Source organism: Variovorax sp. MSC1_012, assembly GCF_023667525.1.
GTDB classification, from domain to species: domain Bacteria; phylum Pseudomonadota; class Gammaproteobacteria; order Burkholderiales; family Burkholderiaceae_C; genus Variovorax; species Variovorax beijingensis_B.
Genome location: NZ_CM174443.1, coordinates 3,092,086 through 3,116,670 on the forward strand (window position 1 = coordinate 3,092,086; position 24,585 = coordinate 3,116,670).

General features: G+C 66.1%; 31 protein-coding genes. 3 read left to right on the forward strand and 28 right to left on the reverse strand.

Annotation, left to right across the window (positions count from 1 at the left end; translation table 11 throughout):
• Window positions 1-193 precede the first annotated feature (193 nt).
• Window positions 194-1,354 carry a trypsin-like peptidase domain-containing protein gene (locus L1081_RS14655; RefSeq protein ID WP_319430181.1) on the forward strand — a complete coding sequence of 387 codons (1,161 nt, stop codon included), beginning with the start codon at window positions 194-196 and terminating at the stop codon, window positions 1,352-1,354.
• A 4-nt stretch (window positions 1,355-1,358) separates the two neighbouring features.
• On the opposite strand, the gene tatC is transcribed toward L1081_RS14655, so the two are convergent.
• From tatC to L1081_RS14700, 9 genes are all read right to left on the reverse strand, one after another.
• Window positions 1,359-2,174 carry a twin-arginine translocase subunit TatC gene (gene tatC, locus L1081_RS14660; RefSeq protein ID WP_124957404.1) on the reverse strand — a complete coding sequence of 272 codons (816 nt, stop codon included), beginning with the start codon at window positions 2,172-2,174 and terminating at the stop codon, window positions 1,359-1,361.
• Window positions 2,175-2,252: 78 nt separating this feature from the next.
• On the reverse strand, window positions 2,253-2,711 hold the full coding sequence (gene tatB / locus L1081_RS14665) for a Sec-independent protein translocase protein TatB (RefSeq protein ID WP_124957405.1): 459 nt from the start codon (window positions 2,709-2,711) through the stop codon (window positions 2,253-2,255).
• Between the two features lie 13 nt (window positions 2,712-2,724).
• Window positions 2,725-2,976 carry a Sec-independent protein translocase subunit TatA gene (gene tatA, locus L1081_RS14670; RefSeq protein WP_124957406.1) on the reverse strand — a complete coding sequence of 84 codons (252 nt, stop codon included), beginning with the start codon at window positions 2,974-2,976 and terminating at the stop codon, window positions 2,725-2,727.
• Between the two features lie 65 nt (window positions 2,977-3,041).
• A complete protein-coding gene (locus L1081_RS14675) occupies window positions 3,042-3,401 on the reverse strand; it encodes a histidine triad nucleotide-binding protein (protein ID WP_012746328.1) in 360 nt (119 codons plus the stop codon).
• On the reverse strand, window positions 3,391-3,780 hold the full coding sequence (locus tag L1081_RS14680; protein WP_489412850.1) for a DUF4870 family protein: 390 nt from the start codon (window positions 3,778-3,780) through the stop codon (window positions 3,391-3,393). Before L1081_RS14680 ends, L1081_RS14675 begins: the two co-directional genes overlap by 11 nt.
• A 12-nt stretch (window positions 3,781-3,792) precedes the next feature.
• On the reverse strand, window positions 3,793-4,173 hold the full coding sequence (locus L1081_RS14685; RefSeq protein ID WP_012746326.1) for a phosphoribosyl-ATP diphosphatase: 381 nt from the start codon (window positions 4,171-4,173) through the stop codon (window positions 3,793-3,795).
• Complete coding sequence (gene hisI, locus L1081_RS14690; RefSeq protein WP_489416785.1) at window positions 4,170-4,568, reverse strand: phosphoribosyl-AMP cyclohydrolase; 399 nt, start codon at window positions 4,566-4,568, stop codon at window positions 4,170-4,172. The genes L1081_RS14685 and hisI overlap by 4 nt, the downstream gene beginning before the upstream one ends.
• A gap of 30 nt (window positions 4,569-4,598) precedes the next feature.
• Window positions 4,599-5,378 (reverse strand): imidazole glycerol phosphate synthase subunit HisF, encoded by a 780-nt coding sequence (gene hisF, locus L1081_RS14695; protein WP_489412851.1) that lies wholly within the window; start codon window positions 5,376-5,378, stop codon window positions 4,599-4,601.
• A 20-nt stretch (window positions 5,379-5,398) separates the two neighbouring features.
• Window positions 5,399-6,235: an aldose epimerase family protein gene (locus L1081_RS14700; RefSeq protein ID WP_489412852.1), complete on the reverse strand. Its 837-nt coding sequence runs from the start codon at window positions 6,233-6,235 to the stop codon at window positions 5,399-5,401.
• Between the two features lie 189 nt (window positions 6,236-6,424).
• Between L1081_RS14700 and L1081_RS14705 the strand changes: the two genes are divergently transcribed.
• Window positions 6,425-7,732 (forward strand): cation:dicarboxylate symporter family transporter, encoded by a 1,308-nt coding sequence (locus L1081_RS14705; RefSeq protein WP_489412853.1) that lies wholly within the window; start codon window positions 6,425-6,427, stop codon window positions 7,730-7,732.
• Window positions 7,733-7,740: 8 nt separating this feature from the next.
• Window positions 7,741-8,658 (forward strand): transporter substrate-binding domain-containing protein, encoded by a 918-nt coding sequence (locus tag L1081_RS14710; protein WP_489412854.1) that lies wholly within the window; start codon window positions 7,741-7,743, stop codon window positions 8,656-8,658.
• A gap of 12 nt (window positions 8,659-8,670) precedes the next feature.
• On the opposite strand, the gene L1081_RS14715 is transcribed toward L1081_RS14710, so the two are convergent.
• The 19 genes from L1081_RS14715 to gltD all read right to left on the reverse strand — a co-directional run bounded on the left by L1081_RS14715 (window position 8,671) and on the right by gltD (window position 24,571).
• Complete coding sequence (locus L1081_RS14715; protein WP_489412855.1) at window positions 8,671-9,846, reverse strand: AAA family ATPase; 1,176 nt, start codon at window positions 9,844-9,846, stop codon at window positions 8,671-8,673.
• A gap of 23 nt (window positions 9,847-9,869) precedes the next feature.
• Complete coding sequence (hisA, locus tag L1081_RS14720) at window positions 9,870-10,613, reverse strand: 1-(5-phosphoribosyl)-5-[(5-phosphoribosylamino)methylideneamino]imidazole-4-carboxamide isomerase (RefSeq protein ID WP_126745541.1); 744 nt, start codon at window positions 10,611-10,613, stop codon at window positions 9,870-9,872.
• A gap of 63 nt (window positions 10,614-10,676) precedes the next feature.
• Window positions 10,677-11,333 carry an imidazole glycerol phosphate synthase subunit HisH gene (gene hisH / locus L1081_RS14725; RefSeq protein ID WP_319441045.1) on the reverse strand — a complete coding sequence of 219 codons (657 nt, stop codon included), beginning with the start codon at window positions 11,331-11,333 and terminating at the stop codon, window positions 10,677-10,679.
• A 19-nt stretch (window positions 11,334-11,352) separates the two neighbouring features.
• Window positions 11,353-11,976: an imidazoleglycerol-phosphate dehydratase HisB gene (gene hisB / locus L1081_RS14730; RefSeq protein ID WP_489412856.1), complete on the reverse strand. Its 624-nt coding sequence runs from the start codon at window positions 11,974-11,976 to the stop codon at window positions 11,353-11,355.
• Entirely contained in the window at window positions 11,973-13,064 is a 1,092-nt protein-coding gene (hisC, locus tag L1081_RS14735) for a histidinol-phosphate transaminase (RefSeq protein ID WP_489412857.1), read from the reverse strand. The genes hisB and hisC overlap by 4 nt, the downstream gene beginning before the upstream one ends.
• Window positions 13,061-13,351: a hypothetical protein gene (locus L1081_RS14740; RefSeq protein ID WP_489412858.1), complete on the reverse strand. Its 291-nt coding sequence runs from the start codon at window positions 13,349-13,351 to the stop codon at window positions 13,061-13,063. Before L1081_RS14740 ends, hisC begins: the two co-directional genes overlap by 4 nt.
• Window positions 13,352-13,463: 112 nt before the next feature.
• A complete protein-coding gene (gene hisD, locus L1081_RS14745) occupies window positions 13,464-14,834 on the reverse strand; it encodes a histidinol dehydrogenase (protein WP_489412859.1) in 1,371 nt (456 codons plus the stop codon).
• A 19-nt stretch (window positions 14,835-14,853) separates the two neighbouring features.
• Window positions 14,854-15,495 (reverse strand): ATP phosphoribosyltransferase, encoded by a 642-nt coding sequence (hisG, locus tag L1081_RS14750; protein WP_021005882.1) that lies wholly within the window; start codon window positions 15,493-15,495, stop codon window positions 14,854-14,856.
• A complete protein-coding gene (murA, locus tag L1081_RS14755) occupies window positions 15,492-16,781 on the reverse strand; it encodes a UDP-N-acetylglucosamine 1-carboxyvinyltransferase (RefSeq protein WP_489412860.1) in 1,290 nt (429 codons plus the stop codon). Before murA ends, hisG begins: the two co-directional genes overlap by 4 nt.
• 37 nt (window positions 16,782-16,818) lie before the next feature.
• Window positions 16,819-17,061 carry a BolA family protein gene (locus tag L1081_RS14760; protein WP_012746311.1) on the reverse strand — a complete coding sequence of 81 codons (243 nt, stop codon included), beginning with the start codon at window positions 17,059-17,061 and terminating at the stop codon, window positions 16,819-16,821.
• Window positions 17,062-17,080: 19 nt separating this feature from the next.
• Window positions 17,081-17,845: an ABC transporter permease gene (locus tag L1081_RS14765; RefSeq protein WP_319441038.1), complete on the reverse strand. Its 765-nt coding sequence runs from the start codon at window positions 17,843-17,845 to the stop codon at window positions 17,081-17,083.
• Between the two features lie 82 nt (window positions 17,846-17,927).
• Window positions 17,928-18,875: an ABC transporter ATP-binding protein gene (locus L1081_RS14770; RefSeq protein ID WP_124957422.1), complete on the reverse strand. Its 948-nt coding sequence runs from the start codon at window positions 18,873-18,875 to the stop codon at window positions 17,928-17,930.
• An 87-nt stretch (window positions 18,876-18,962) separates the two neighbouring features.
• A complete protein-coding gene (locus L1081_RS14775) occupies window positions 18,963-19,235 on the reverse strand; it encodes an STAS domain-containing protein (RefSeq protein ID WP_124957423.1) in 273 nt (90 codons plus the stop codon).
• A 4-nt stretch (window positions 19,236-19,239) separates the two neighbouring features.
• Window positions 19,240-19,899, reverse strand: a complete 660-nt coding sequence (locus L1081_RS14780) for an MlaC/ttg2D family ABC transporter substrate-binding protein (RefSeq protein WP_124957424.1) — start codon at window positions 19,897-19,899, stop codon at window positions 19,240-19,242.
• Window positions 19,900-20,085: 186 nt separating this feature from the next.
• The gene (locus L1081_RS14785; protein ID WP_489412861.1) at window positions 20,086-20,832 is read right to left on the reverse strand and encodes an MlaA family lipoprotein; all 747 of its coding nucleotides are present in this window, start codon (window positions 20,830-20,832) and stop codon (window positions 20,086-20,088) included.
• Window positions 20,829-21,320, reverse strand: a complete 492-nt coding sequence (gene mlaD / locus L1081_RS14790; protein ID WP_012746305.1) for an outer membrane lipid asymmetry maintenance protein MlaD — start codon at window positions 21,318-21,320, stop codon at window positions 20,829-20,831. The genes L1081_RS14785 and mlaD overlap by 4 nt, the downstream gene beginning before the upstream one ends.
• Window positions 21,321-21,358: 38 nt before the next feature.
• Window positions 21,359-22,141 carry a lipid asymmetry maintenance ABC transporter permease subunit MlaE gene (mlaE, locus tag L1081_RS14795; protein ID WP_018906525.1) on the reverse strand — a complete coding sequence of 261 codons (783 nt, stop codon included), beginning with the start codon at window positions 22,139-22,141 and terminating at the stop codon, window positions 21,359-21,361.
• 25 nt (window positions 22,142-22,166) lie between these two features.
• Window positions 22,167-23,027, reverse strand: coding sequence for an ATP-binding cassette domain-containing protein (locus L1081_RS14800; protein ID WP_489412862.1), 861 nt, complete (start codon window positions 23,025-23,027; stop codon window positions 22,167-22,169).
• Window positions 23,028-23,092: 65 nt separating this feature from the next.
• Window positions 23,093-24,571, reverse strand: a complete 1,479-nt coding sequence (gltD, locus tag L1081_RS14805; RefSeq protein WP_489412863.1) for a glutamate synthase small subunit — start codon at window positions 24,569-24,571, stop codon at window positions 23,093-23,095.
• Between the last annotated feature and the right edge of the window lie 14 nt (window positions 24,572-24,585).

Consider the following 24,585-nt stretch of genomic DNA (forward strand, 5'->3'; position numbering starts at 1 on the left):
TGGGCGGCGCGGAAGGCCGGAGCTCGGAGCCGTGTGGGCTCGCTGCGCGATACTAAGGGTTATCCCTTATTGGCGCACGAGACCTTGTCATTCTCGACCGCACCGCGCGGTTTCTGGCGGATGGGGGTTGAGGGACAATGGACCCGTTGGCGCCGCGTGGACGGCGTATTCCCCCCGTTTTATCCAAAGTTTCATGAAACGCACCTGGCTGCTCTTTGCCCAAGCCGTGACCGTCCTCCTGGCGGCCTACTTCGTTGTTGCCACGCTCAAGCCCGAGTGGATCAATCGCCGCGCCACCTCCCTGGGTGGCGTGGTGTCGATCGTCGAGGCGCCGGCGGGCGCCCCGTCCGTGCCGGTCGCCGGCAGCCTGAGCGCGGCGGCCAGGAAAGCCTCGCCGGCCGTCGTGAGCATCAACACCAGCAAGGCCGCGCAGCGCCATCCCCGCAGCAACGATCCGTGGTTCCGCTTTTTCTTCGGCGACCAGGGCGACCAGCCCCAGGTCGGCCTGGGCAGCGGCGTGATCGTGAGTGCCGAGGGCTACATCCTCACCAACAACCACGTGGTCGAAGGCGCGGACGAAATCGAGGTCACGCTCAACGACAGCCGCCACACGCGCGCCAAGGTGATCGGCACCGACCCGGACACCGACCTTGCCGTGCTCAAGATCGAAATGGACAAGCTGCCCGCGATCGTGCTGGGCAATTCCGACGAGCTCCAGGTGGGCGACCAGGTGCTGGCCATCGGAAACCCCTTCGGCGTGGGCCAGACGGTCACCAGCGGCATCGTCTCGGCGCTCGGGCGCAACCAGCTCGGCATCAACAACTTCGAGAACTTCATCCAGACCGACGCGGCCATCAACCCCGGCAATTCGGGCGGCGCGCTGATCGACGTCAGCGGCAACCTCCTGGGCGTCAACACCGCCATCTATTCGCGCTCGGGCGGCAGCATGGGCATCGGCTTCGCGATTCCGGTTTCCATGGCGAAGATCGTGCTCGAAGGCATCGTGAAGGACGGCCAGGTGCGCCGCGGATGGATCGGCGTCGAGCCGAACGAACTCTCGCCCGAACTGGCTGAAACCTTCGGCGTGAAGGCCGATGCCGGCGTCATCATCACCGGCGTGCTGCAGAACGGCCCCGCAGCCAAGGCCGGCATTCGTCCGGGCGACGTGATCACCTCGGTCGGCGAAAAGAAGACCGACAACGTGCAGGCCCTGCTGACCGCCGTGGCCGGCCTCAAGCCCGGCAGCACCGCGCGCTTCGCGCTGCAGCGCGGCACCGACAAGATGGAACTGGACGTGACGCCGGGCCTGCGGCCCAAGAGCCCGATGCGGCAGGTGCCGAACCAGCCCGAATGACCGGTCAGGAAGAGGCGGAGGAATCCGCGCTTTCTTCCTTCTCTTCGGATGACTTCTTGCCCCCGGCGAAATAGCGGGCGCCGATGATGCCCACCTCGTAGAGCAGGCACATCGGCACCGCCAGCGCGAGCTGCGACACCACATCCGGCGGCGTGAGCACCGCGGCAATCACGAAGGCCACCACGATGAAGTAGCCGCGGAACGAGCGCAGCTTTTCGATGGTGACCATCTCGAAGCGCACCAGCAGCATCACGACGATGGGCACCTGGAAGGCGACGCCGAACGCGATGTAGAGCGAGAGAATGGCCTCGACATACGAGGAGATGTCGGGCGTGGCCGCCACCGCGGCCGGCGTGAACTTCTGGATGAAGCTGAACATCTTGTCCAGCACGAAGAACTGCACGAAGGCGATGCCGCCGTAGGCCAGCAGGCTGCCGAAGAAGATCAGTGGCAGCGCAAAACGCTTTTCATGGCTGTAGAGCCCCGGCGCAATGAACATCCAGGCCTGGTACATGAGCCAGGGCAGCGCCAGCAGCACCGCCGTCATCATGAGCACCTTGAGCGGCACGAAGAACGGCGAGAACACGCCAATGGCGATGAGCTTGGCGTCAGGCGGCATGTGCGCGCGGATCGGCATCGCGATCAGGTCGATCAGCCCGCCCGGGCCGGGCCAGATGGCCAGCAGGATGCCCGCGACCGCCAGGCCGTAGACGCAATAGAGCAGCCGGTCGCGCAGCTCGACCAGATGTTGCACGAACGGTTGTTCGGTGCCCGCCAGCTCGTCTTCTGCGTCTTTGTTCTTGTTGTCGGAATCGGCCATTGGAAGGAGAAAAAGCAGGAGAAAAGCGTGGCTTCGGCCGGCGTGCGGCGCACGAGGAACGCGCTGGTGGGAAAGCCGCTAGTTGATCTTGTGGGGACGGAAGCGGGCGACGCGCGCGGCACCCGAAAGCGCCTTGGTGCGCACGCCGTTGCGCGCCTTGTACCACTGCGGCGTGGCGCCCTGCTTCAGGCGCCAGTTCTTGCGGGGGTGCCTGTATTCCGGCACCGCGGGCTCGGGTTCGGCCAAGGCCGAAAGCGTCTCGCCCGAGCCGGAGAACTGCTTCTCGAGTTCGCTTGCGCCGCTGTGGATGCTCTGCTCGACGTCCCGCGCGGCATCTTCCACCGTGCCCTTCATCTTGCGCAGTTCGTCCAGCTCCATCGAGCGGTTGACTTCAGCCTTGACGTCGTTCACGTAGCGCTGCGCCTTGCCCAGCAGGGTGCCGACGGTGCGGGCCACCCGGGGCAGCTTTTCCGGCCCGATGACGATCAGAGCCACGACGCCGATGAGCGCCAGCTTCTCAATGCCGAGGTCGAGCACTTATGACCCGCGCTCAGGACTTCTGACGCGCTTCGACGTCGATCGTGGACTTGTCGCTGTTGGCCGGCTGGCCGGTCACCTGCGCTGCAGGGGCCGACGAAGCGGCAGGTGCATCGGCGGTGGTGGTGCCGTCCTTCATGCCGTCCTTGAAGCCCTTGACGGCGCCACCAAGGTCGGAACCCATGTTCCGCAGCTTCTTGGTGCCGAAGATCATGACCACGACGAGCAGCACGATCAGCCAGTGCCAGATAGAAAAAGAACCCATGGAAGACTCCTAAGAATGTGTCCGATTTTAGTCGGGCTGAATGTGACAGTTCGGATTAATGGGATTCAGCCGCGCAGCCACGGGCGGGGGCCGCCCATGACGTGCACATGGAGATGGTGAACCTCCTGCCCGCCCTCGGCGCCGGTGTTGACGACGACCCGGTAGCCGCCCTCCGGATAGGGCCTGCAGCCCTGCTCCAGCGCGAGCCTGGGGGCCAGCGTCATGATCCGGCCCATCAGCGCGGCGTCGTCGGGGGTGAGTTGCGCCATCGAGGCGATGTGCCGCTTGGGCACCAGCATGAAATGCACCGGCGCCCAGGGCGCGATGTCGTGAAAGCCGAACAGTTCGTCGTCCTCGTAGACCTTGCGCGAAGGGATCTTGCCTTCGATGATTTTGCAGAAGACGCAGTTCGGATCAGATGACATCTTGGGGTTCCATGGGACGGTTGCCGTTCATGCGGATCATGCCCTTCACGATCCGGTAGAGAAACCACAGCGAAATGAGGCTCCAGGCGATCCAGCCCGGCACGAGAAAGAGCAGCCAGAGCCACGAGGTCAGGATGTACAGAAGGCCCGCCCACAGCACCGAGCGGATGCGCCAGCTGAAATGCGTGGCCTGCCAGGTGCCGGCCGCGTTGTCGCGCTTGATGAAATCGATCAGCAGCGCCAGCAGCAGCAGCGCCACCGAGGCCTGCGCCCCCGGCAGGACGGCGCCAATGGCCACGATCAGGTGCAGGATATAGCTGATCCAGCCCCAGGTCTTGAGCGAGTCGTCGGGTTCCACATTCACGATGTCGTTGGCCATTGGGACGTCCTTTCAGTCGTTGGATGCCTCGCGGGCCTGCGCCTTGCGCAAGGCTTTTTCCTCGATGCCGCTGGTGCCCTCGCGGCGCTCGAGCTCCGCAATCACCTCGCCGGGCGAGAAACCGTAGTGCGCCAGCGCCACCATGGTGTGGAACCACAGGTCGGCCACTTCGTTCACTATTTTTGTGCGGTCGCCGCCATGGTCGGCATCCTTGGCGGCCATGACCACCTCGGTGGCTTCCTCGCCGATCTTCTTGAGGAAGGCGTCGGGGCCCTTGTGCAGCAGGCGCGCCACGTAGCTCTTGTCGGGGTCGCCGCCGCGCGCGGGCAGGCGGCTTTCGATGACCGCGGCAAGGCGTGCGAGGGCGTCCGAGGTGTTCACTGTGGCCGTCATTTGTAGATCGACTCCGGGTCTTTCAAGACCGGCTCGACCACGGTCCATTGGCCGTTCTCGTATTTGCTGAAGAAGCAGCTGTGGCGGCCGGTGTGGCAGGCAATGCCAGGCTCGTGGCCGAGCTGGGTGACCTTGAGCAGCACGACGTCGTTGTCGCAGTCCAGGCGGATCTCGTGCACGGTCTGCACGTGGCCCGATTCCTCGCCCTTGAACCAGAGCTTGCTGCGCGAGCGGCTGAAATACACCGCTCGGCCGAGCTCGGCGGTCTTTTGGAGCGCCTCGCGGTTCATCCAGGCGAACATCAGCACGTCGTTGCTGCCCTGTTCCTGCGCGATCACGGGCACCAGCCCGTTCGCGTCCCATTTCACTTCGTCAAGCCAATTCATGGCAGGTATTGTCCCACCCCGGAGCGGCCCTGAAGCGGATCAGGTCCGAACGGGAATGCCCCGCGCGGCCATGCGGGCTTTCGCCTCGCCGACCGTGTGCTCGCCGTAGTGGAAGATGCTGGCGGCGAGCACCGCGTCGGCGCCGCCGGTCTGGATGCCGTCGGCCAGGTCGTCGAGGCTGCCCACGCCGCCCGAGGCGATCACCGGCACGTTGACGGCATCGCTGACCGCGCGGGTGAGTTCGAGGTCGAAGCCGCTCTTGGTGCCGTCGCGGTCCATGCTCGTGAGCAGGATTTCGCCGGCACCGCGGCGCACCATCTCGGTCGCCCATTCGACGGCATCCAGGCCGGTATTCTTGCGGCCGCCGTGGCTGTACACGTCCCAGCCCGCGCCGCGCGTGGCGGCTTCTTCGGGGCTGCGGCGCTTGGCGTCGATGGCCACGACGATGCATTGCGAGCCGTACTTCTGCGAGGCGTCGTTGATCACCTGCGGATCGGCAATGGCCGCCGAATTGAAGCTGGTCTTGTCGGCCCCCGCATTGAGCAGCCGGCGCACGTCGGCCACGGTGCGCACGCCGCCCCCCACCGTCAATGGAATGAAGACCTGCGAGGCCACCGCCTCGATGATCGGCAGGATCAGGTCGCGCCCGTCGCTGGTGGCCGTGATGTCGAGAAAAGTGAGCTCGTCGGCGCCCTGCGCGTTGTAGCGCGCCGCAATCTCGACCGGGTCGCCGGCATCGCGCAGCTCGAGAAAGTTGACGCCCTTGACCACGCGGCCGCCGGTGACGTCGAGACAGGGAATGATGCGTTTTGCGAGCATGGTCGGTCGTAAGGGAAAAATCAGAGAACGCGAAGCTGCTGCCAGCCCTGCCATTGGGCGCCGGACGCGAGCAACACCTGCTCGTCGATGCGCGCGGCCTCCACGCAGAGCATGTGCCTGTAGCCATCTTCGGGCATGTCGGCGAGTTTCGCACCAAGGACGGCACCGGGGTTCCAGACCACGGTTTCGCTGCAGCTGGCGCTTTGCGCAATTTCGAGCGTGCCGCTGGGCTGCACCAGGTGCAGCGGCTTCGCGGGAGCGGCGTAGACGCTGTCGAATTCGGCATCGAAATGCAGCGCCGGGGCCGTTTCCACATGGCGGTCGTCGCGCAGCGAATCCCAGCGGTTGGCACCCTGCAGGCCTTCGAGGCGCACCTGCGCGATATCGTCGACGCGCAAGTAGGTGTGCAGGGCCGCTGCAAAGCTGAACGGGCCATGGCCGACGTTGAGCAGTGTCAGCGTGGTGCGCAGCCGGCCCGCAGCCATGCCGATCTGCAGGCGCGCCTCGAAAGCGTGCGGCCAGAGCTTGCGCGTGGCCTCGCTGTCGCGCAACCGCAGCGTCAGTTCGCCCGATGTGGCGTCGATACCTCTGTTTTCCCAAGGCAGATTGCGCATGAATCCATGCTTGGGCAACATGCCGCGCTGGTTGAATTGAGGGCAGCAGATGGGCACGCCGCCGCGGATCGCCGCCTGCCCGTCGAACACCGCAGAGGGGCTCAGGTAGAGCCTTTCCGTCCCATTGGCCGTGGTCCAGGAAAGCAGCTGCGCCCCGTGCACAGACACGGTGAAGGTGCTGCCATCGGCGCCGGCGGCACGAAGCGCGGGCTGGCCGCGAAACTCGATCGAGCTGATATCCATTGGAGAATTGTAGGCAGCGGAAATTCCGTGGCACGGAATTGGCATTGGACACTTAAGGCTTCATCGCGGCCATGCCGGTGCCGGTTGCATGCAGGGGACCTTCTTGGATACCCTTCGCTGCCGCGCAAGAACAGGGCGCCGGCCGATGCGCGCCCGCTCCGGAACCACACACACCTCGAAGGGATACACATGAAGAGAAAACTGCCGGCCGCCGCCTGGATCCTGATCGCCATGGTGGTCGGCATTCTTGTCGGCTACATGATCTTCACGAGCTTTCCCGACAAGAAGGCAGCGGCGCAGATCGCAGGCTACGTGTCGATTGTGTCGGACGTGTTTCTGCGCCTCATCAAGATGCTGATCGGGCCGCTGGTGTTCTCCACGCTGGTGGTGGGCATTGCGCACATGGGAGACGCCAAGTCGGTGGGCCGCGTGTTCGGCAAGTCGCTCGGATGGTTCTTTACCGCTTCGCTCATTTCGCTGCTCATCGGCCTGGTCATGGCCAACCTTCTGAAGCCCGGCGAAAACCTGGGACTGCCGCTGCCGGACATCGGCGCTTCGGCCAACCTGGCCACCGCGAAGTTCACCCTCAAGGACTTCGTGAGCCACCTGGTTCCAAAGTCTTTCGCCGAGGCCATGGCCAACAACGAGATCCTGCAGATCGTGGTGTTCTCGATGTTCTTCGGCGTGGCGCTCGCCTCGCTCGGCGACAAGGCCAGGACGCTGGTGGCCGCCATCGACGAACTCTCGCACGCCATGCTCAAGATCACCGGCTACGTGATGAAGCTGGCGCCGCTTGCCGTCATGGCCGCCATGGCCGCCACCGTTGCGACGAACGGCCTGGGCATCCTGCTCAAGTTCGCTGTCTTCATGGGCGACTTCTACCTGGGCCTGTTTGTGCTGTGGGGCGTACTGATTCTCGCGGGGGTGTCGTTCCTGGGACGCCGGGTGTTCAGGCTGATGGCGCTCATCAAGGAAGCCTTCCTGCTTTCGTTCGCCACGGCCAGCTCGGAAGCGGCCTACCCGAAGATCCTGCAGGCGCTCGACCGTTTCGGTGTCAAGCGCAAGATCTCCAGCTTCGTGATGCCGATGGGCTACTCGTTCAACCTGGACGGCTCGATGATGTACTGCACCTTTGCCGTGCTGTTCATCGCGCAGGCCTACAACATCCACATGCCGCTGAGCACGCAGATCACCATGCTGCTCATCCTCATGCTCACCTCCAAGGGCATGGCCGGCGTGCCGCGCGCCTCGCTGGTGGTGATTGCCGCCACGCTCAACCACTTCGATATTCCGGAAGCCGGCCTGCTGCTGATCCTGGGCGTCGACACCTTCCTGGACATGGGGCGTTCGGCCACCAACGCGGTGGGCAACTCCATCGCGACGGCCGTGGTCGCCAAGTGGGAGGGCGAACTGCTCTCCGAGAGCGACGCGGCGGTGAATGCCAAGGCGCTCGACGCCGAAGCCGCGGCCACCCTCGCCCATCCGGCCCACGCGTGAGGCTCGCCATGAAGCCCAGGGCCACGCTGCCGGTTTTCATCGCCGGACTGCTGGCGGCGGCCGCCCTTGCCACGGGCGCTCCCGTGCAGGCGCAAGAAGCTCCTGAAACGCTGACCGGCACCCTTGCCAAGGTGCGCGAGAGCGGTGCCATCGCCATCGGCTACCGCGAGTCGTCGGTGCCGTTTTCCTTTCTCAATGCACGCCAGGAGCCTGTCGGCTATTCGATCGAGCTCTGCCGCGAATTGGTCACGGCCATTGAAGATGCGGTGAACAAGAGCCTCGCGATCAAGTGGGTGCCGGTGACCTCCGATTCGCGCATGGATGCGGTCGAGCGCGGCACGGTCGATCTCGAATGCGGCTCGACCACCAACAACCTCGAGCGGCAAAAGCGCGTGAGCTTCTCGCCCACGATCTTCGTCTCGGGCACCAAGGTGCTGGTGAAGAAGGGGGCGTCGATCAAGTCATTCCGCGACCTGGCCGGCAAGCGGGTGGCCGTCACCGCGGGCACCACCAACGAGAAGACGCTGCGCGAGCTGTCGCAGAAGTTCAGGCTCGATATCGACCTGCGGGTGGCGCGCGACCATGCCGATTCCTTCGGGCTGGTGAAAAGCGGCCAGGCCGACGCCTTTGCCACCGACGACGTGCTGCTCTACGGCCTGATCGCGCGGGAAGCCGCCAAGGCCCAGTACGAGGTGGTCGGCGACTACCTCTCCTACGACCCCTACGGCATCATGTACCGCAAGGGCGATACGCAATTGGCCAAGGTGATCAACGACGCCTTCCAGGTGCTGGCGCAGGACGGCGAAATCGAGCGCCAATACAAGCGCTGGTTCCTGCGCAAGCTGCCCACCGGAGAAAGCATCGACCTGCCGATGAGCGCGCAACTGCAAGCGATCATCCAGACGATGGCGGTGAAGGCGGAATAACCGCTCCGGCGGTCAGCGCGCCGGCCACGCCCAATGCGGGATCTCGCTCATGTCGAGGTTGGCGATGCGGGTTTCGCCGAAGCGCTTCTCGAGCACCACCGATTGCAGATCGTTGCTGTCTTCGAGCGCGGCGATCAGCCGCGCGGCATGCGACACCACGATCACTTGCGACCCGCGCGCGGCCTGCGCGATCAGCCGGCCGAGCGCGGGCAGCAGGTCGGGATGCAGGCTGGTCTCGGGCTCGTTGAGCACCAGGAGCGCCGGCGGGCGGGGCGTCAGCAGCGCGGCAATCCAGAGCAGGTAGCGCAGGGTGCCGTCCGAAAGCTCCGCCGCCGTCAGCGGACGCAGCAGGCCGTGCTGGTGCATCAGCGTTTCGAAGCGGTCTTCGTTCACCCGCACCTGGATGCGGGCGCCCGGAAATGCGTCGTCCACGGCGCGGTCGAGCGCCTCGCCGTCGCCAATCTCGCGGATGGTCTGCAGCGCGGCCGCGAGGTCGGCGCCATCGTTGGCGAGCACCGGGGTGTAGGTCCCAAGCTGCGGCTGGCGCGCGGGCGCATCGGCGTCGGAGCGGAAGTGGTCGTAGAAGCGCCAGGAGCGCATCTGCTCGCGCAGCGCGAGCATCTCGGGCGCGGCGTGCGGATCGGCGTACTCGGTCATCATGCTGGCGAAGTGGGCGATAGGCCGCCCCACCGCCTGCCAGCTTCCGCTGCGCTCGCCGCGCAGCCGCAGCGCTGCGCCCTTGCGGTCGACCAGTTGGGTGGCGGGCCGCAGAACCGGGCCGCTCCAGATGGCCTCGCGCTTGATTTCAGGATCTCCTCCAAAGGCTGTTTCACGCGGCACCGGAAGTCCGATGTCGATGGCGTAGCCGAAGTCGCTCGTCTCGACGCCCGAGAAGCCGAGCCGCAGGTTCACGGGCTCGTTGCGCACGGTGCCCTGCACCGGCACATCGCCGCGCAGCATGGCGGCCGAAAAACGCTCCGGCCCGGCCCAGAGGGTGGAAGAGAGCCCGCCCTCGCGCACCAGCGAGCGGATCACGCCGCCGTTGGCAATGTCGGCCAGGAGTCGCATCGCGCGGTAGACGCTGGACTTGCCGCTGCCGTTGGGCCCGGTCACCACCGTGAGCCGCCCGAGCGGCACCGTCAGCTGGCGCAGCGAGCGGTAGTTGGCGATGGCAAGCGCGGAAAGCACGCCGCGCTACGGAAGGAAGCGCCTCAGACGCCGGCCAGCTCGTCCGCGCGGGCCTGCGCGGCGGCGAAGTCGAGGTCGCCCGAATAGATGGCCCGGCCGCAGATCACGCCTTCGACGCCTTCGGACTCGACCGCGCAGAGCTGGTCGATGTCGGCCATGTTCGACAGGCCGCCCGAGGCAATCACCGGGATGGTCAATGCCTGCGCGAGCTTGACGGTCGCATCGATGTTGATGCCCGAGAGCATGCCGTCGCGGCCGATGTCGGTGTAGATGATCGATTCGACGCCGTAGTCCTCGAACTTCTTGCCCAGGTCGGCCACCTCGTGGCCCGTGAGCTTGCTCCAGCCGTCGGTGGCCACCTTGCCGTCCTTGGCGTCGAGCCCCACGATGATGTGGCCGCCGAAGGCCACGCAGGCGTCCTTCAGGAAGCCCGGGTTCTTGACCGCGGCGGTGCCGATGATCACGTAGCGCAGGCCATCGTCGATGTAGCGCTCGATGGTGTCCAGGTCGCGGATGCCGCCGCCCAGCTGCACCGGAATGTCGTCGCCCACCTCGCGCAGGATCGCCTTGATGGCCGCATGGTTCTGCGGTTTTCCGGCGAATGCGCCATTCAGATCGACCAGGTGCAGCCGCCGCGCGCCGGCCTCGACCCACTTGCGGGCCATGGCGGCGGGGTCTTCGCTGAAGATGGTGGACTGGTCCATGTCGCCCTGCTTGAGGCGAACGCAGTGGCCGTCTTTGAGATCAATGGCGGGAATGAGGAGCATGGAAGTGACGCGAGTGTGCGGAATCCGGGCTGAGGAAGGTTCGGCCCGGGCGGAAATATAAGGTCAGGGATTCCAGTGGAGGAAATTTCGGTAGAGCTGCAACCCATGGTCCGCACTCTTCTCCGGGTGGAACTGGGTGGCAAAAATGTTATCGCGTGCGACGGCAGCGGTAAAGCATGCCCCGTAATCGGCCTCGCCCACGCTGTGCCGGATGTCGGCCGGCCGGGCATAGAAGCTGTGCACGAAATAGAAATAGCTCATGTCCGGCACGCCCGCCCACACGGGGTGCGGCCGGGCCTGGCGCACCTGGTTCCAGCCCATCTGCGGCACCTTGAAGCGGCTGCCGTCCGGCTGCAAGCGTCCCGCCAGGTCGAACTTGACGACTTCGCCCGGAATCAGCCCGAGCCCGTCGGTCGGGCCTTCGTCGCTGCGCGACAGCAGCATCTGCATACCCACGCACACGCCGAAGAGCGGCTTGCTCGCCGCAGCCTCGAGCACCGACTCCTGCAGGCCGGAGTCGCGCAGCTCGCGCATGCAGTCGGGCATGGCGCCCTGCCCCGGCAGCACCACGCGCGTGGCCTTGCGCACCACCTCGGGGTCGGAGGTGACGAAGACCTGCACCCCCACCTGGTCGGCCGCATGCTGCACGGCCTGCGAGACGGAGCGCAGGTTGCCCATGCCGTAGTCGACCACGGCGACGGTATTTGCTACAGATTTCATAGCTTGGCGGCAGGGGCGTTCAGAGCGAGCCCTTGGTCGATGGAATGACGCCCACGGAGCGTGGGTCGAGTTCGAGCGCACCGCGCATCGCGCGCGCGAAGGCCTTGAACACGGTCTCGCACTGGTGGTGCGCATTGACGCCCTTGAGGTTGTCGATGTGCAGCGTGACGAAGGCGTGGTTGACGAAGCCCTGGAAGAATTCGTAGGTGAGCTGGCTGTCGAAGGTGCCGATCATGCCGCTCGTGAACGGCACGTGCATCACCAGGCCCGGGCGGCCCGAGAAGTCGATGACGACGCGGCTCAGCGCCTCGTCGAGCGGCACGTAGGCATGGCCGTAGCGGCGGATGCCCTTTTTGTCGCCCACGGCCTTGGCCACCGCCTGGCCCAGCGTGATGCCCACGTCTTCCACCGTGTGATGGCCGTCGATGTGCAGGTCGCCCTGGCAATCGATCTCGAGGTCGATCAGGCCGTGGCGGGCGATCTGGTCGAGCATGTGGTCGAAAAAGCCGATGCCCGTGGAGAGCCTGGCCTTGCCCGTGCCGTCCAGGTTGACGCTGACGGTGATCCTGGTTTCGGCGGTGTTGCGGGTGACCGATGCGGTGCGATCGGCAGTGCCCGTGTCGGCTGTTTGGGGGGTGGTCATAGTGAGGCTTCGAGTGCCGCAAGCATCCGCGCATTCTCGTCGGCCGTTCCGACGGTGAGGCGCAGGCAGTTTGCGAGCAGTTCGTGCATTTTAGAAACGTTCTTCACAAGAATCCCGCGCGCCTTCATGCCCTCGAAGGCCTTGGCGGCATCGGGCACGCGCACGAGGATCATGTTGGCGTCGCTTGGCCAGACCTTCACGCCCGCAAGGCGGCCCAGCCCCATCATGAGGCGGTGGCGCTCGTCGCGGATCTGCCTTGCCTGGGCCTCGAACACCTCGGCATGCTCGAGCGCGAACAGTGCGCATTCGCAATTGAGCACGCTGATGTTGTAGGGCGGGCGCACCTTGTCGATCTGGGCGACCAGCGCGGCGGGGCCCATGAGGTAGCCGAGGCGGATGCCGGCCAGGCCGAACTTGCTGAGCGTGCGCATCAGGAGCACGTGGCCGTGCCGCGCGATGCGGTCGATGTAGCTTCGGGCCGCGAAGGGCTGGTAGGCCTCGTCGATCACCACCAGGCCGCCCTGCTCGCCCTGGGCCTGCACGATCTTCTCGATGGCGGCATCGTCCCAGAGGTTGGCGGTGGGATTGTTCGGATACGCCAGGTACACGATGGCCGGCTTCTCGCGCGCGATGGCGGCGAGCATGGCTGCCTCGTCGAGCTCGAAGTCGGCCGTGAGCGGCACGCCAACGAAGCGCAGGCCCTGCAGTTGCGCGCTCATCGCGTACATCACGAAGCCGGGTACGGGCGCGAGCACCGTGGCGCCGGGCATGTCGCAGGCAATGGCGAGCAGCGAAATCAGTTCGTCGGAACCGTTGCCCAGCATCAGCGAAAAGCCTTCAGGCATCTGCGCGTGCGCGGCCAGCGCGCGCTGAAGGTCGGCGCCGCGTTCGCCCGGATAGCGGTTGAGCGCCAACGCGCCGAGCCGTGCGCCAAGCTCAGCCTGCAATGCGGGCGGCAAGCCGAAGGGGTTTTCCATGGCGTCGAGCTTGACGAAGCCGCGTGCATCCTGCACCGCGTAGGCATGCATGGACTGCACGTCGCAGCGGATGCGGTCGATCGGTCGGGCGGCGGGCAGAGAAGATGTCATCGGGTGCAGCGGTAGCTGTTTCTGAGGGCGCCGGACATGACCAGTTGAACGGGCATGTCGGCTTCGTAGCTGTCGGCGTTGCGGGTCAGCTCTGTTTGGTAGAGGGAGCGTGCCATCGAAGGCTCGAGGCGCCGGCCCTCGACGCAGAAGACCGGCTTCTGGCCGTTGCGCTGCGAGGCTTCCGCGCCTTCGCGCAGGCCTTCGAGCACGCCGACGAGGTAGTAGCTCGCGTAGGCCTTGCCGTCCTTCTCGTTTGCTTCCAGCGTGCGTAGTTCGCGGATGCTCATGGCGTGCGCCGAGCCCGCAGCCGCGAGCGCCAGCAGCCATGCCGCCGCGCGCGAACGATGAAAAGAACGGCATCGAGCCATCTTGCTTTGCCCTGTCCGCGGCCGGAGGGCTTCAGATCCTGTGCAGGCGCATGCGCGCCGCTTCGGCGTGCGCCTGCAGGCCTTCGCCTTCGGCCAGCGTGACGGCGATGGGGCCAAGCACCTGTGCGCCGGCTTCGCTGACTTCGATGAGGCTGGAGCGCTTCTGGAAGTCGTACACACCGAGCGGGCTCGAGAAGCGCGCCGTGCCGCTCGTGGGCAGCACGTGGTTGGGGCCCGCGCAGTAGTCGCCCAGGCTCTCGCTGGTGAAGGCGCCGAGGAAGATCGCGCCGGCGTGGCGCAGCAACGGCTCCCAGCGCTGCGGCTCGCTGCTGCTCACCTCCAGGTGCTCCGGTGCGATGCGGTTGCTGATCTCGCAGGCCTCTTCCATGCTCTTCGTGTGGATGAGCGCGCCGCGGCCGTTGAGCGAAGCCGCGATGATTTCGGCGCGCGGCATGCCGGGCAGCAGGCGGTCGATCTCGGCCTGCACGCGGTCGATGTATGCGGCGTCGGGGCACAGCAGGATGCTCTGCGCGAGCTCGTCGTGCTCGGCCTGGCTGAACAGGTCCATCGCCACCCAGTCGGGCGGCGTGCTGCCGTCGGCCAGCACGAGAATCTCGCTCGGACCCGCGATCATGTCGATGCCCACGGTGCCGAAAACGCGGCGCTTGGCGGCTGCCACATAGGCGTTGCCGGGGCCGGTGATCTTGTCGACCGCGGGGATGGTGGCGGTGCCGTAGGCCAGCGCGGCCACGGCCTGCGCGCCGCCGATGGTGAAGGCGCGCGTGACGCCCGCCACGTAGGCGGCGGCGAGCACCAGCACATTGCGTTCGCCCTTGCTGGACGACTGTCCGCCGGAACCGCCCGTGGCCACGCTGCCCTTCACGGGCGTGGGAACCACCATGATGATTTCGCCGACGCCCGCCACATGGGCCGGAATGGCGTTCATCAACAGGCTGGACGGATAGGCGGCCTTGCCGCCCGGCACGTAGATGCCTACGCGGTCGAGCGGCGTGACCTTCTGGCCCAGCAGGGTGCCATCCACGTCACGGTAGCTCCAGCTCTCGCCGCTGGCCTTCTTCTGCGCCTCGTGGTAGCTGCGCACGCGATCGGCCGCGGCCTGCAGTGCATCGCGCTGAGCGGCAGGGAGCGAGTCGAAGGCCTCCTTGAAATCGGCCTGCGTCAGTTCGAGTTCCGGCACGGCCGCAGCGCCGAGGCCATCGAAGCGGCGCGTGTACTCCAGCACCGCTTCGTCCCCGCGCTTGTGCACATCGGCCAGGATGTCGGCCACCACCTTCTCGATGGCCGCGTCGGCATCCGCGGACCAATGCAGCCGCGCCTTGAATTCAGCGTCGAAGCCGGCTGAAGCCGTGGAGAGGCGGACGGGGGCTGCTTTCGGGGTCATGGGAGGGTTCGGGCGGAAGTCAGGCGGAAGGAATGGCCGACGCGAAGGCGTCGATGATGCGGCGGATCGGCTCGCGCTTGAGCTTGAGCGCGGCCTGGTTGACCACGAGGCGCGCGCTGATGTCCATGATGCGCTCGACCTCGACCAGGTGGTTGGCCTTGAGCGTGCTGCCGGTCGAGACCAGGTCGACGATGGCGTCGGCCAGGCCGGTGAGCGGTGCGAGCTCCATGCTGCCGTAGAGCTTGATCAGGTCGACGTGCACGCCCTTGGTGGCGAAGAAGTCGCGCGCCAGGCCCACGTACTTGGTGGCGACGCGCAGGCGCGAGCCCTGCTTCACGGCCGAGGCGTAGTCGTAGTCGGCGCGCACCGCCACGCTGAGACGGCAGGCCGCAATGCGCAGGTCCAGCGGCTGGTACATGCCCTGGTTGCCGTTTTCCAGCAGCACGTCCAGGCCGGTCACGCCGAGGTCGGCGCCGCCGTACTGCACGTAGGTGGGCACGTCGGAGGCGCGCACCAGCACCACGCGCACGTCGGGCCGGGTGGTGGCCAGGATCAGCTTGCGCGATTTTTCGGGGTCTTCGGTAACCTCGATGCCGGCCGCGGCCAGCAGCGGCATCGTCTCTTCGAAGATGCGGCCCTTCGAGAGCGCCAGGGTGATCATGCGGCGGCTCCCGAAATGCGTTCGATGTCGGCGCCCAGGCCGCGCAGCTTGGCTTCCATGCGATCGTAGCCGCGGTCCAGGTGGTAGATGCGGTCGACCAGCGTCTCGCCATCGGCCACGAGGCCGGCGATCACCAGGCTGGCCGAGGCACGCAGGTCGGTCGCCATCACGGTGGCGCCCGAGAGCTGCTGCACGCCCTCGACCATCGCCACCTTGCCCTCCACGTGGATCGTCGCGCCCAGGCGCACCATCTCGTTCACGTGCATGAAGCGGTTCTCGAAGATGGTCTCGGTGACCATCGAGGCGCCGCGCGCGATCACGTTCAGGGCCATGAACTGGGCCTGCATGTCGGTCGGGAAGCCCGGGTATTCGGTGGTGCTGAAGCTCTGCGCCTTGAGGTGCTCGCAGGCCGGGGCGCTGGAGCTGATGCGCACGCCGCCCTCTTGCGCCGCGACGGTGCAGCCGGCGTCGCGCAGCTTGTCGATCACCGCGTCCATGTGGTCGGCGCGCGCGTGGCGCAGGAACACGTCGCCGCCGGTGGCCGCAACGGCGCACAGGAAGGTGCCGGCTTCGATGCGGTCGGCCACCACGGCGTGCTCGCAGCCGTGCAGCTTCTCGACGCCCTGGATGCGGATGTGGCTGGTGCCGTGGCCTTCGATCTTCGCGCCCATGCGGATCAGCATTTCGGCCAGGTCGACGATCTCGGGCTCCTGCGCAGCGTTTTCGAGCAGCGTTTCGCCCTCGGCGAGCGCGGCGGCCATGAGGAAGTTCTCGGTACCGGTGACGGTCACCATGTCGGTCAGGATGCGCGCGCCCTTCAGGCGGGTGCGTCCGGCCGGCAGGCTGGCGATCATGTAGCCGTGCTCGACCACGATCTCGGCGCCCATCGCCTGCAGGCCCTTGATGTGCTGGTCGACCGGCCGCGAGCCGATGGCGCAGCCGCCGGGCAGCGACACCTTGGCATGGCCGAAACGCGCGAGCAGCGGGCCCAGGGCCAGCACGGAGGCGCGCATGGTCTTCACCAGTTCGTAGGGCGCCTCGGGGTTGCTGAGGTCGCCCGCATCGAGCCGCACCGTGCCGTTGTCGTCGCGCTCGGCCGCAACGCCCATGTTGCGCGCCAGCTTGAGCATGGTCGACACGTCCTGCAGGCGCGGCACGTTGTGCAGCGTCACGGGCTGGTCGGTCAGCAGCGCGGCGCACAGCTCTGGCAGGGCTGCGTTCTTGGCGCCGGAAATGAGTACCTCGCCGCGGAGCTGGCGCCCGCCGCGAATCAGAAGTTTGTCCATCGAATTTCCAGCGAATCAGGGCCCGGGGGCCGGAGAGTTATTTTTCCAACGCCGCCCATTCGGCCGGCGTGTAGGTCTTCATCGAGAGCGCATGCACCTCGTCGGTATGCATTTTCGCACCCAGGGTCGCGTAGACCCGCTGATGGCGCTGAATCGCGCGCTTGCCCTCGAATTCGGCCGAGACGATGGTGGCGTACCAATGCCGGCCATCGCCTTCGAGCGTGATGTGCTCGCAGGGAAGGTGGGACTGGATCAGGGCCTGGAGTTGTTCGGCGGTCATGGGAATTGGAAAGGGCCTTTCAGCCTCTGATTTTGTAGCCGATGCGCAGCAGGTGGACGGCGATGGCGCTCACCACCAGCCATGCGGCGCCGACGATGCCCAGGCTGAGCCAGGGCGAAGCGTCGCTCACGCCGAAGAAGCCGTAGCGGAAGCCGTCGATCATGTAGAAGAACGGGTTCAGGTGGCTCACGCCCTGCCAGAACGGCGGCAGCGAACCGATCGAATAGAAAACGCCAGACAGAAAGGTCATGGGCATGATCAGGAAGTTCTGGAACACCGCCATCTGGTCGAACTTCTCGGCCCAGAGCCCGGCAATAAGGCCCAGCGTGCCGAGCATCGCGGAGCCCAGCAGCGCGAACACCAGGATCCAGAGCGGCGCAACGAAGCTCGGCATCGCGAAGAACACGGTGACCGCGAACACGCCGAGCCCCACGGCCAGCCCGCGGATCACCGACGAGCCCACGTAGGCGAAGAACCAGCCCCAGTGCGACAGCGGCGTGAGCAGCACGAACACCAGGTTGCCCATGATCTTGCTCTGGATGATCGACGACGAGCTGTTGGCGAAGGCGTTCTGCAGCACGCTCATCATCACGAGGCCCGGCACCAGGAAGGCGGTGTAGCCGACCGAGCCGTAGACCTTCACATGGTCTTCGAGCACATGGCCGAACACCATCAGGTAGAGCAGCGCGGTGAGCACCGGCGCGCCGACGGTCTGGAAGCCGACCTTCCAGAAGCGCAGCGTTTCCTTGTAGAGCAGCGCGCGCCACCCTGTAACGGCCATCATAGGGCCCCCTTGCTCGGCACTGCGTGTCCTCGCGTCCCCCCGAGGGGGAGCTTCGCTTGCTTGGGGCGGCCCGGCGCGGCGCTCATCTCGCAACCTCCAGCGGCGTCTGCTCGCCCGCCATCAGGTCGATGAACACGTCTTCCAGGTCGGCCTTGCGCATTTCCACGTCTTCCACGGCGACGCCGGCTTCGCGGATCGCGGCCAGCAGTTGTTCGACTTCATGGGCGTTCTGCGCCGGCAGCTGCACGATGCGCCCGGTGATGCGCGCATGCTGCGCAATGGCCCAGGGCAGCATGGCGTCGGTCTTGAAGCGCAGCACGTTGCTGGCGGCCGACTTCAAGAGCTCGCTGGTGCGGTCCAGGGCGATCACCTTGCCGAGCTTGAGCATCGCGATGCGGCTGCACAGCGCCTCGGCCTCTTCGAGGTAATGAGTGGTGAGCAGCACGGTGCTGCCCTCCTTGTTGAGCCTGGCGACAAACTGCCAGAGCGTCTGCCGCAACTCGACGTCGACCCCGGCGGTGGGCTCGTCCAGCACGATGACCGGCGGCTTGTGCACCAGCGCCTGCGCCACCAGCACCCGGCGCTTCATGCCGCCCGAGAGCTGGCGCATGTTGGCCGTGGCCTTGTCGGCCAGGCCCAGGCTTTGCAGCAGCTCGTCGATCCAGGGCTCGTTGTTCTTGATGCCGAAGTAGCCCGACTGGATGCGCAGCGATTCGCGCACATTGAAGAAGGGGTCGAACACCAGCTCCTGAGGCACGATGCCGAGCTGGCGCCGGGCCTCGGCATAGTCGCGCTGCACGTCGAAGCCATGGACGCTGATGGCGCCGGCCGTGGGGCGGGACAGGCCTGCCAGCATGCTGATGAGCGTGGTCTTGCCCGCGCCATTGGGCCCGAGCAGGCCGAAGAACTCGCCCGGCTCGATCTGGAAGCTGACCTCGTCGACGGCGCGCAGCCCCTGCTTGCCTTGGGCCCGCTGTTGTCTGGAGGGAGGGTAGGTCTTGGAGACCGATTGGAATGAGATCGCGGGCATGGGAGCCGGCGATTTTACGGGCCCGCCCCGCAGGCCGCTCGGCGGCGGCCGGATGCCCTGACGCGGCCGCTGCCGGGCCGCCGGCGATCAGGGCGCCGCCGGCAGAAGCCCTGCGATGCCGTAGAGCGCGGCCAGTTCGCGCAGCCGCGGCGAAAGCCCCTTGACCGCGAAGCCCCGGCCGAGCGCGCTCGATTCGCGGCGGCACTCCAGGAGCACCGCCAAGGCCGAGGAATCGAACTGCGCCAGCGCGCTGGCGTCCACCACCGTGGATGTATCGGTCTGCCCCGTCAGCCCCTGCTGCAGCATGCGCATGCAGGCCGGGGCTTCGTCGTGGGTGAGTTTGGAGGGCAGGACCAGCATGGCCTCAGCTCTTGCCGTTGTTGCCCTTGTTGCGCGCCGCCAGCGCTGCAATCAGGCCGTCGATGCCGCGGGCGTTGATTTCCTGCGAGAACTGGGTGCGGTAGGTGTCGACCAGCCAGACGCCCAGCACATTGAGGTTGTAGACCTTCCAGCCGCCGCCCTGGCCGGGCGTTTTCTCGAGCCGGTAGTCGAGCTGCACCGGATCGCCGCGGCCCTTGACCTCGGTGCGAACCAGCACTTCGGTGTCTTCAGGCGACCCGCGGAACGGACGCACCGTGACGGTCTGGTCGCTCACCTGGTCGAGCGCGCCGGCGTAGGTGCGCACCAGCAGGGTCTTGAATTCTTCCTGCAGCCGCTTTTGCTGCTCGGGCGTGGCCTGGCGCCATGCCGGGCCGACAGCGGAAGCCGTCATGCGCTGGAAGTTGACGTTGGGCATGATCTTGCTGTCGACCAGCACCATGATCTTGCTGACGTCGCCAGCCTTGATGGAAGTGTCGGCCTTGATGGTTTCGAGCACATCGGTCGACAAACGCTTGACCAGTGCATCGGGCGCTTCGTCGGCGGCATGGGCCGGACGCACGAAAGCCGTGGCGGCACCGAAAAGCAAGGCGCTGGCCAGCACCAGGCGGCCAAAGCCGCGTCGTTGCAAGATCTTGTTGTTCATGGCAATTCCCTCGAGTTGAAAATCCGGCAAGACACGGATTGAAGCCGCGCCTCCTGGAAAGAACGTGTTCGACAGGCTCCCGGCCGACCGGGTTCCTGAAGCGCAGGTGAAGCCTTGAAACGGGATGCAAGCAGGAAAACTGCTCGTCCGTCCGCGAAAAGCCCCTATTCCGCGCCTTTTTGTGCTTTATTTTCCGCCTTCGTCGCCAGGCGGATTGCCGTCGTAGACGTCGTTGCGGCGGTGCTGCAGGAAGGCGTCGCGCGTGAAGGTGTACTTGTCGAGCGCCGCATCATCGAGCAGGCGGCCGGCGCGCAGGTACTTCGCCCGCGTATCGACAGCCTCTAGGAACGACAGCGAATTGCGCCAGGCCACGTCGTTCATGCTGCCGAGCACGCTGCCGGCGCGGTCGACCGGCAATGCCGCCGTATCGCGCAGGGTCGACGGGCCGAACACCGGCAGCACCACGTACGGGCCGGCGCCCACGCCCCAGCGGCCGAGCGTCTGGCCGAAATCTTCCTCGTGGCGGTCGATGCCTGCCTCGGTGGCAATGTCGAGAAGGCCGCCAAGACCGAACAGGGTGTTGACGTTGACCCGCATGAAGGTCTCGGCGCTGTTCTGCAGCCTGAGCTGGGCCACGCTGTTGGCAAAGCTCCAGACGTCACCCAGGTTGCCGAAGAAATTGCTCACGCCGGTGCGCACCATGGAAGGCAGCACGCGCTGGTAGGCCGTGGCCACGGGCACGAGCACGGCCTCGTCGACTGTGTCGTTGAAGCGGGTGACGCCTCGGTTCATGGGCTCGAAAGGGTCGGCCGGATTGGCCCCGGGACCGGTCGCGCATCCTGCAACGAGCGAAAAAGCAGCTGCAGCACTCGCCCAGCGAGCATATTTCGCCATGTTATTAATAGCGAAGGACGAAAAAAGGCTTGTTTTCATTTCTTATTGGCTGTTCCCGGCGTCGAGGTATTTCCTTCGGCCGCCTTGCTGTAGAGGAACTGGCTGATCAGGTTTTCCAGCACCACGGCCGATTGGGTCGAGGTGACGGTGTCGCCGGCTTGCAGGTTCTTCTCCTCGGCGCCCGCCTCGATTCCGATGTACTGCTCGCCGAGCAGGCCACTGGTCAGGATCTTGAGCGAGCTGTCCTTGGGAAAACTGTAACGGTTTTGCAATGCCAGTGTGACGCTGGCCTGAAAAGACTTGTCGTCGAACGAGATGGATTCCACACGGCCGACCACCACGCCGGCGCTCTTGACCGCCGTTTGCGGCTTGAGGCCGCCGATGTTGTCGAAACGCGCGGTGACGTTGTAGGTCTTCTGGAAGTTCAGGCTCAGCAGGTTGGCCGACTGCAGCGCGAGGAACAGCAGCGCCGCGCCGCCGATCAGGACGAACAGGCCGACCCAGATGTCGTTGTTGGAACGTTGCATGGTTTGCACTCTCTAGAACGATTGGAGCCGGGGCTCCGTCAAATACTGAACATCATGGCCGTGAGCAGGAAGTCGAGCCCCAGCACCGAAAGCGACGCCATCACCACCGTGCGCGTGGTCGCGCGCGACACGCCCTCAGGCGTGGGCTGAGCCTCGTAGCCCTGCAGCAGCGCGATGAAGGTCACGGTGAAGCCGAACACGATGCTCTTGATCACGCCGTTGCCCACGTCGCGCCAGACGTCGACGCCGCCCTGCATCTGGCCCCAGAACGCGCCCGGGTCCACGCCCAGCATCAGCACGCCCACCACATAGCCGCCCATGATGCCGACCGCGCTGAACACGGCCGCCAGCAGCGGCATCGTGATCACGCCGGCCCAGAAACGCGGCGCAAGAATGCGCTGCACCGGGTCGACCGCCATCATCTCCATGGCGCTGAGCTGCTCGCCGGCCTTCATGAGGCCGATCTCCGCGGTGAGCGAAGTACCGGCACGCCCCGTGAACAGCAAGGCGGCCACCACGGGCCCGAGCTCGCGCACCAGGCTCAGCGCCACCAGCAGGCCGAGCGCCTCGGAGGAACCGTAGCGCTGCAGCGCGTAGTACATCTGCAGGCCCAGCACGAAGCCGACGAAAAGCCCCGACACCGCGATGATGGCCAGCGAGTAGTTGCCCAAAAAATGGATCTGGTCGCGCACCAGCCCGAAGCGCTGCAAGCTTCGTGCCCCCTGCACCAGCAGGCGCAGGAACAGCTTGGCGCCATAGCCCAGGTCGGCCAGCTTGCTGCGCACGGCAAAGCCGATGTCGGCGGGCTTCCACCAGCTCATGCCTGCCCCCTGCTCAGCGCTGCGCTCATGACCGCCCTCCTTCATCGCCGAAATCTTCCTCGATGCCGACCACGGGGTAGTGAAAGTGCACCGGCCCGTCGGGCAGCGCATTGACGAACTGATGCACCAATGGATCGGCGCTCCCCCGCACCTCTTCAGGCGTGCCCTGTGCGGCGATGCCGCCGTTGGCCAGGATGATCACGTGGTCGGCGATACGGAAGGTTTCCTCGAGATCGTGCGACACGACGATGCTGGTCAGCCCCAGCGTGTCGTTGAGCTGGCGGATCAGCCGCGCCGCCGTGCCCAGGGAAATCGGGTCGAGGCCGGCAAAGGGCTCGTCGTACATCACGAGATCGGGGTCGAGCGCAATGGCGCGCGCCAGGGCCACGCGCCGTGCCATGCCGCCGGACACCTCGCTGGGCATCAGGTCGCGCGCGCCGCGCAGGCCGACTGCGTCGAGCTTCATGAGCACGATGTCGCGCACCAGCGCTTCCGAGAGCTGCGTGTGCTCGCGCAGCGGAAACGCGACGTTGTCGAACACGCTCATGTCGGTGAACAGGGCACCGAACTGGAACAGCATGCCCATGCGGCGCCGGGCCTTGTACAGCCCGGCGGCGTCAAATTTGCCGACGTCCTGGCCATCGAAAAGCACCTCGCCGCGCTGCGCCCGCTGCTGGCCGCCGATGAGCCGCAGCACGGTGGTTTTGCCGCCGCCCGAGGCGCCCATCAGCGCCGTCACCTTGCCGCGCGGCACGGCAAACGACACACCGCCGAGAATCGCCCGTGCGCCGTAGCCGAACGAAACGTCGCGGAACTCGACAAAGGGGTGTGGCAGTGGTGCGGCTGATTCCATCTCAATAAAAAAGCCGGGCACCTTCTCAGGCATCCCGGCATGCGGTTTCCGCGAATGATAGCGGGGCCGTGGCCGGCCCCGCAAAACTGAAACAAAAATCAGCGCGGCAGGTCGCTGAATCCCATCAGGAACTCGTCCACCGAGCGCGCGGCCTGGCGGCCTTCGCGAATTGCCCAGACTACCAGCGACTGGCCGCGGCGGATGTCGCCCGCAGCAAACACCTTCGGCACGCTGGTGGCATAGCCACCAATGAAGTCGACCGTGGCCTTGGCGTTGCCGCGTGCATCCTTCTCGACGCCGAAGGCATCCAGCACGTTGACCACCGGGCTCACGAAGCCCATGGCCAGCAGCACGAGGTCGGCCTTGAGAATCTGCTCGCTGCCGGCCACTTCCTGCATGCGGCCGTCTTTCCACTCGACGCGCACGGTCTTCAGGCCGGTGACCTTGCCTTTTTCACCGATGAATTCCTTGGTGGAGATGGCGAACTCGCGCTCGCAGCCTTCTTCATGGCTGGAGCTGGTGCGCAGCTTGATCGGCCAGTAGGGCCAGGTCAGCGGGCGGTTTTCTTCCTCGGGCGGCTGCGGCATCAGCTCGAACTGCGTGACGCTGGCCGCGCCATGGCGGTTGCTGGTGCCCACACAGTCGGAGCCGGTGTCGCCGCCACCGATCACGATCACGTGCTTGCCGTCGGCGCGCAGCTGGCCCTTGACCTTGTCGCCCGCGTTGACGCGGTTCTGCTGCGGCAGGAACTCCATCGCAAAATGAATGCCGTCGAGGTCGCGGCCCGGCACCGGCAGGTCGCGCGACTGCTCGGCGCCGCCGGTGAGCACCACGGCGTCGAAGTCCTTCTGCAGCTGCTCGGGCGTGACGGTTTCCTTGGCCAGGTTCGTGACCTTGGACCCCTTGCCGAGCGGATCCTTCGCTGCACCGACGACGACGCCGGTGCGGAAGGTCACGCCCTCGGCCTTCATCTGCTCGACGCGGCGGTCGATGTGGGTCTTTTCCATCTTGAAGTCGGGGATGCCGTAGCGCAGCAGGCCGCCGATGCGGTCGTTCTTCTCGAACAGCGTCACGTCATGGCCGGCGCGCGCGAGTTGCTGCGCCGCCGCCATGCCGGCTGGCCCTGAACCCACCACTGCGACCTTCTTGCCGGTCTTGTGCTTGGCGACGCGCGGCGCCACCCAGCCTTCATCCCAGGCGCGGTCGATGATCGCGTGCTCGATCGACTTGATGCCGATCGGGTCGTCGTTCACGTTGAGCACGCAGGCCGCCTCGCAGGGCGCGGGGCAGATGCGGCCGGTGAACTCGGGGAAGTTGTTGGTCGAGTCGAGCACCGCGAAGGCGTTTTGCCAGTCGTTGCGGTACACGAGGTCGTTGAAGTCCGGAATGACGTTGTTGACCGGGCAGCCGCTGTTGCAGAACGGCGTGCCGCAGTCCATGCAGCGCGCGCCCTGCACCTTGGCCTGCTCCGGCGTCAGGCCGACGACGAATTCCTTGTAGTGCTTGACGCGCTCCTCGACGGGCTTGTAGCCCTCTTCGATACGCTCATGCTCCATGAAGCCGGTGATCTTTCCCATCGTGCTTTCCTCTG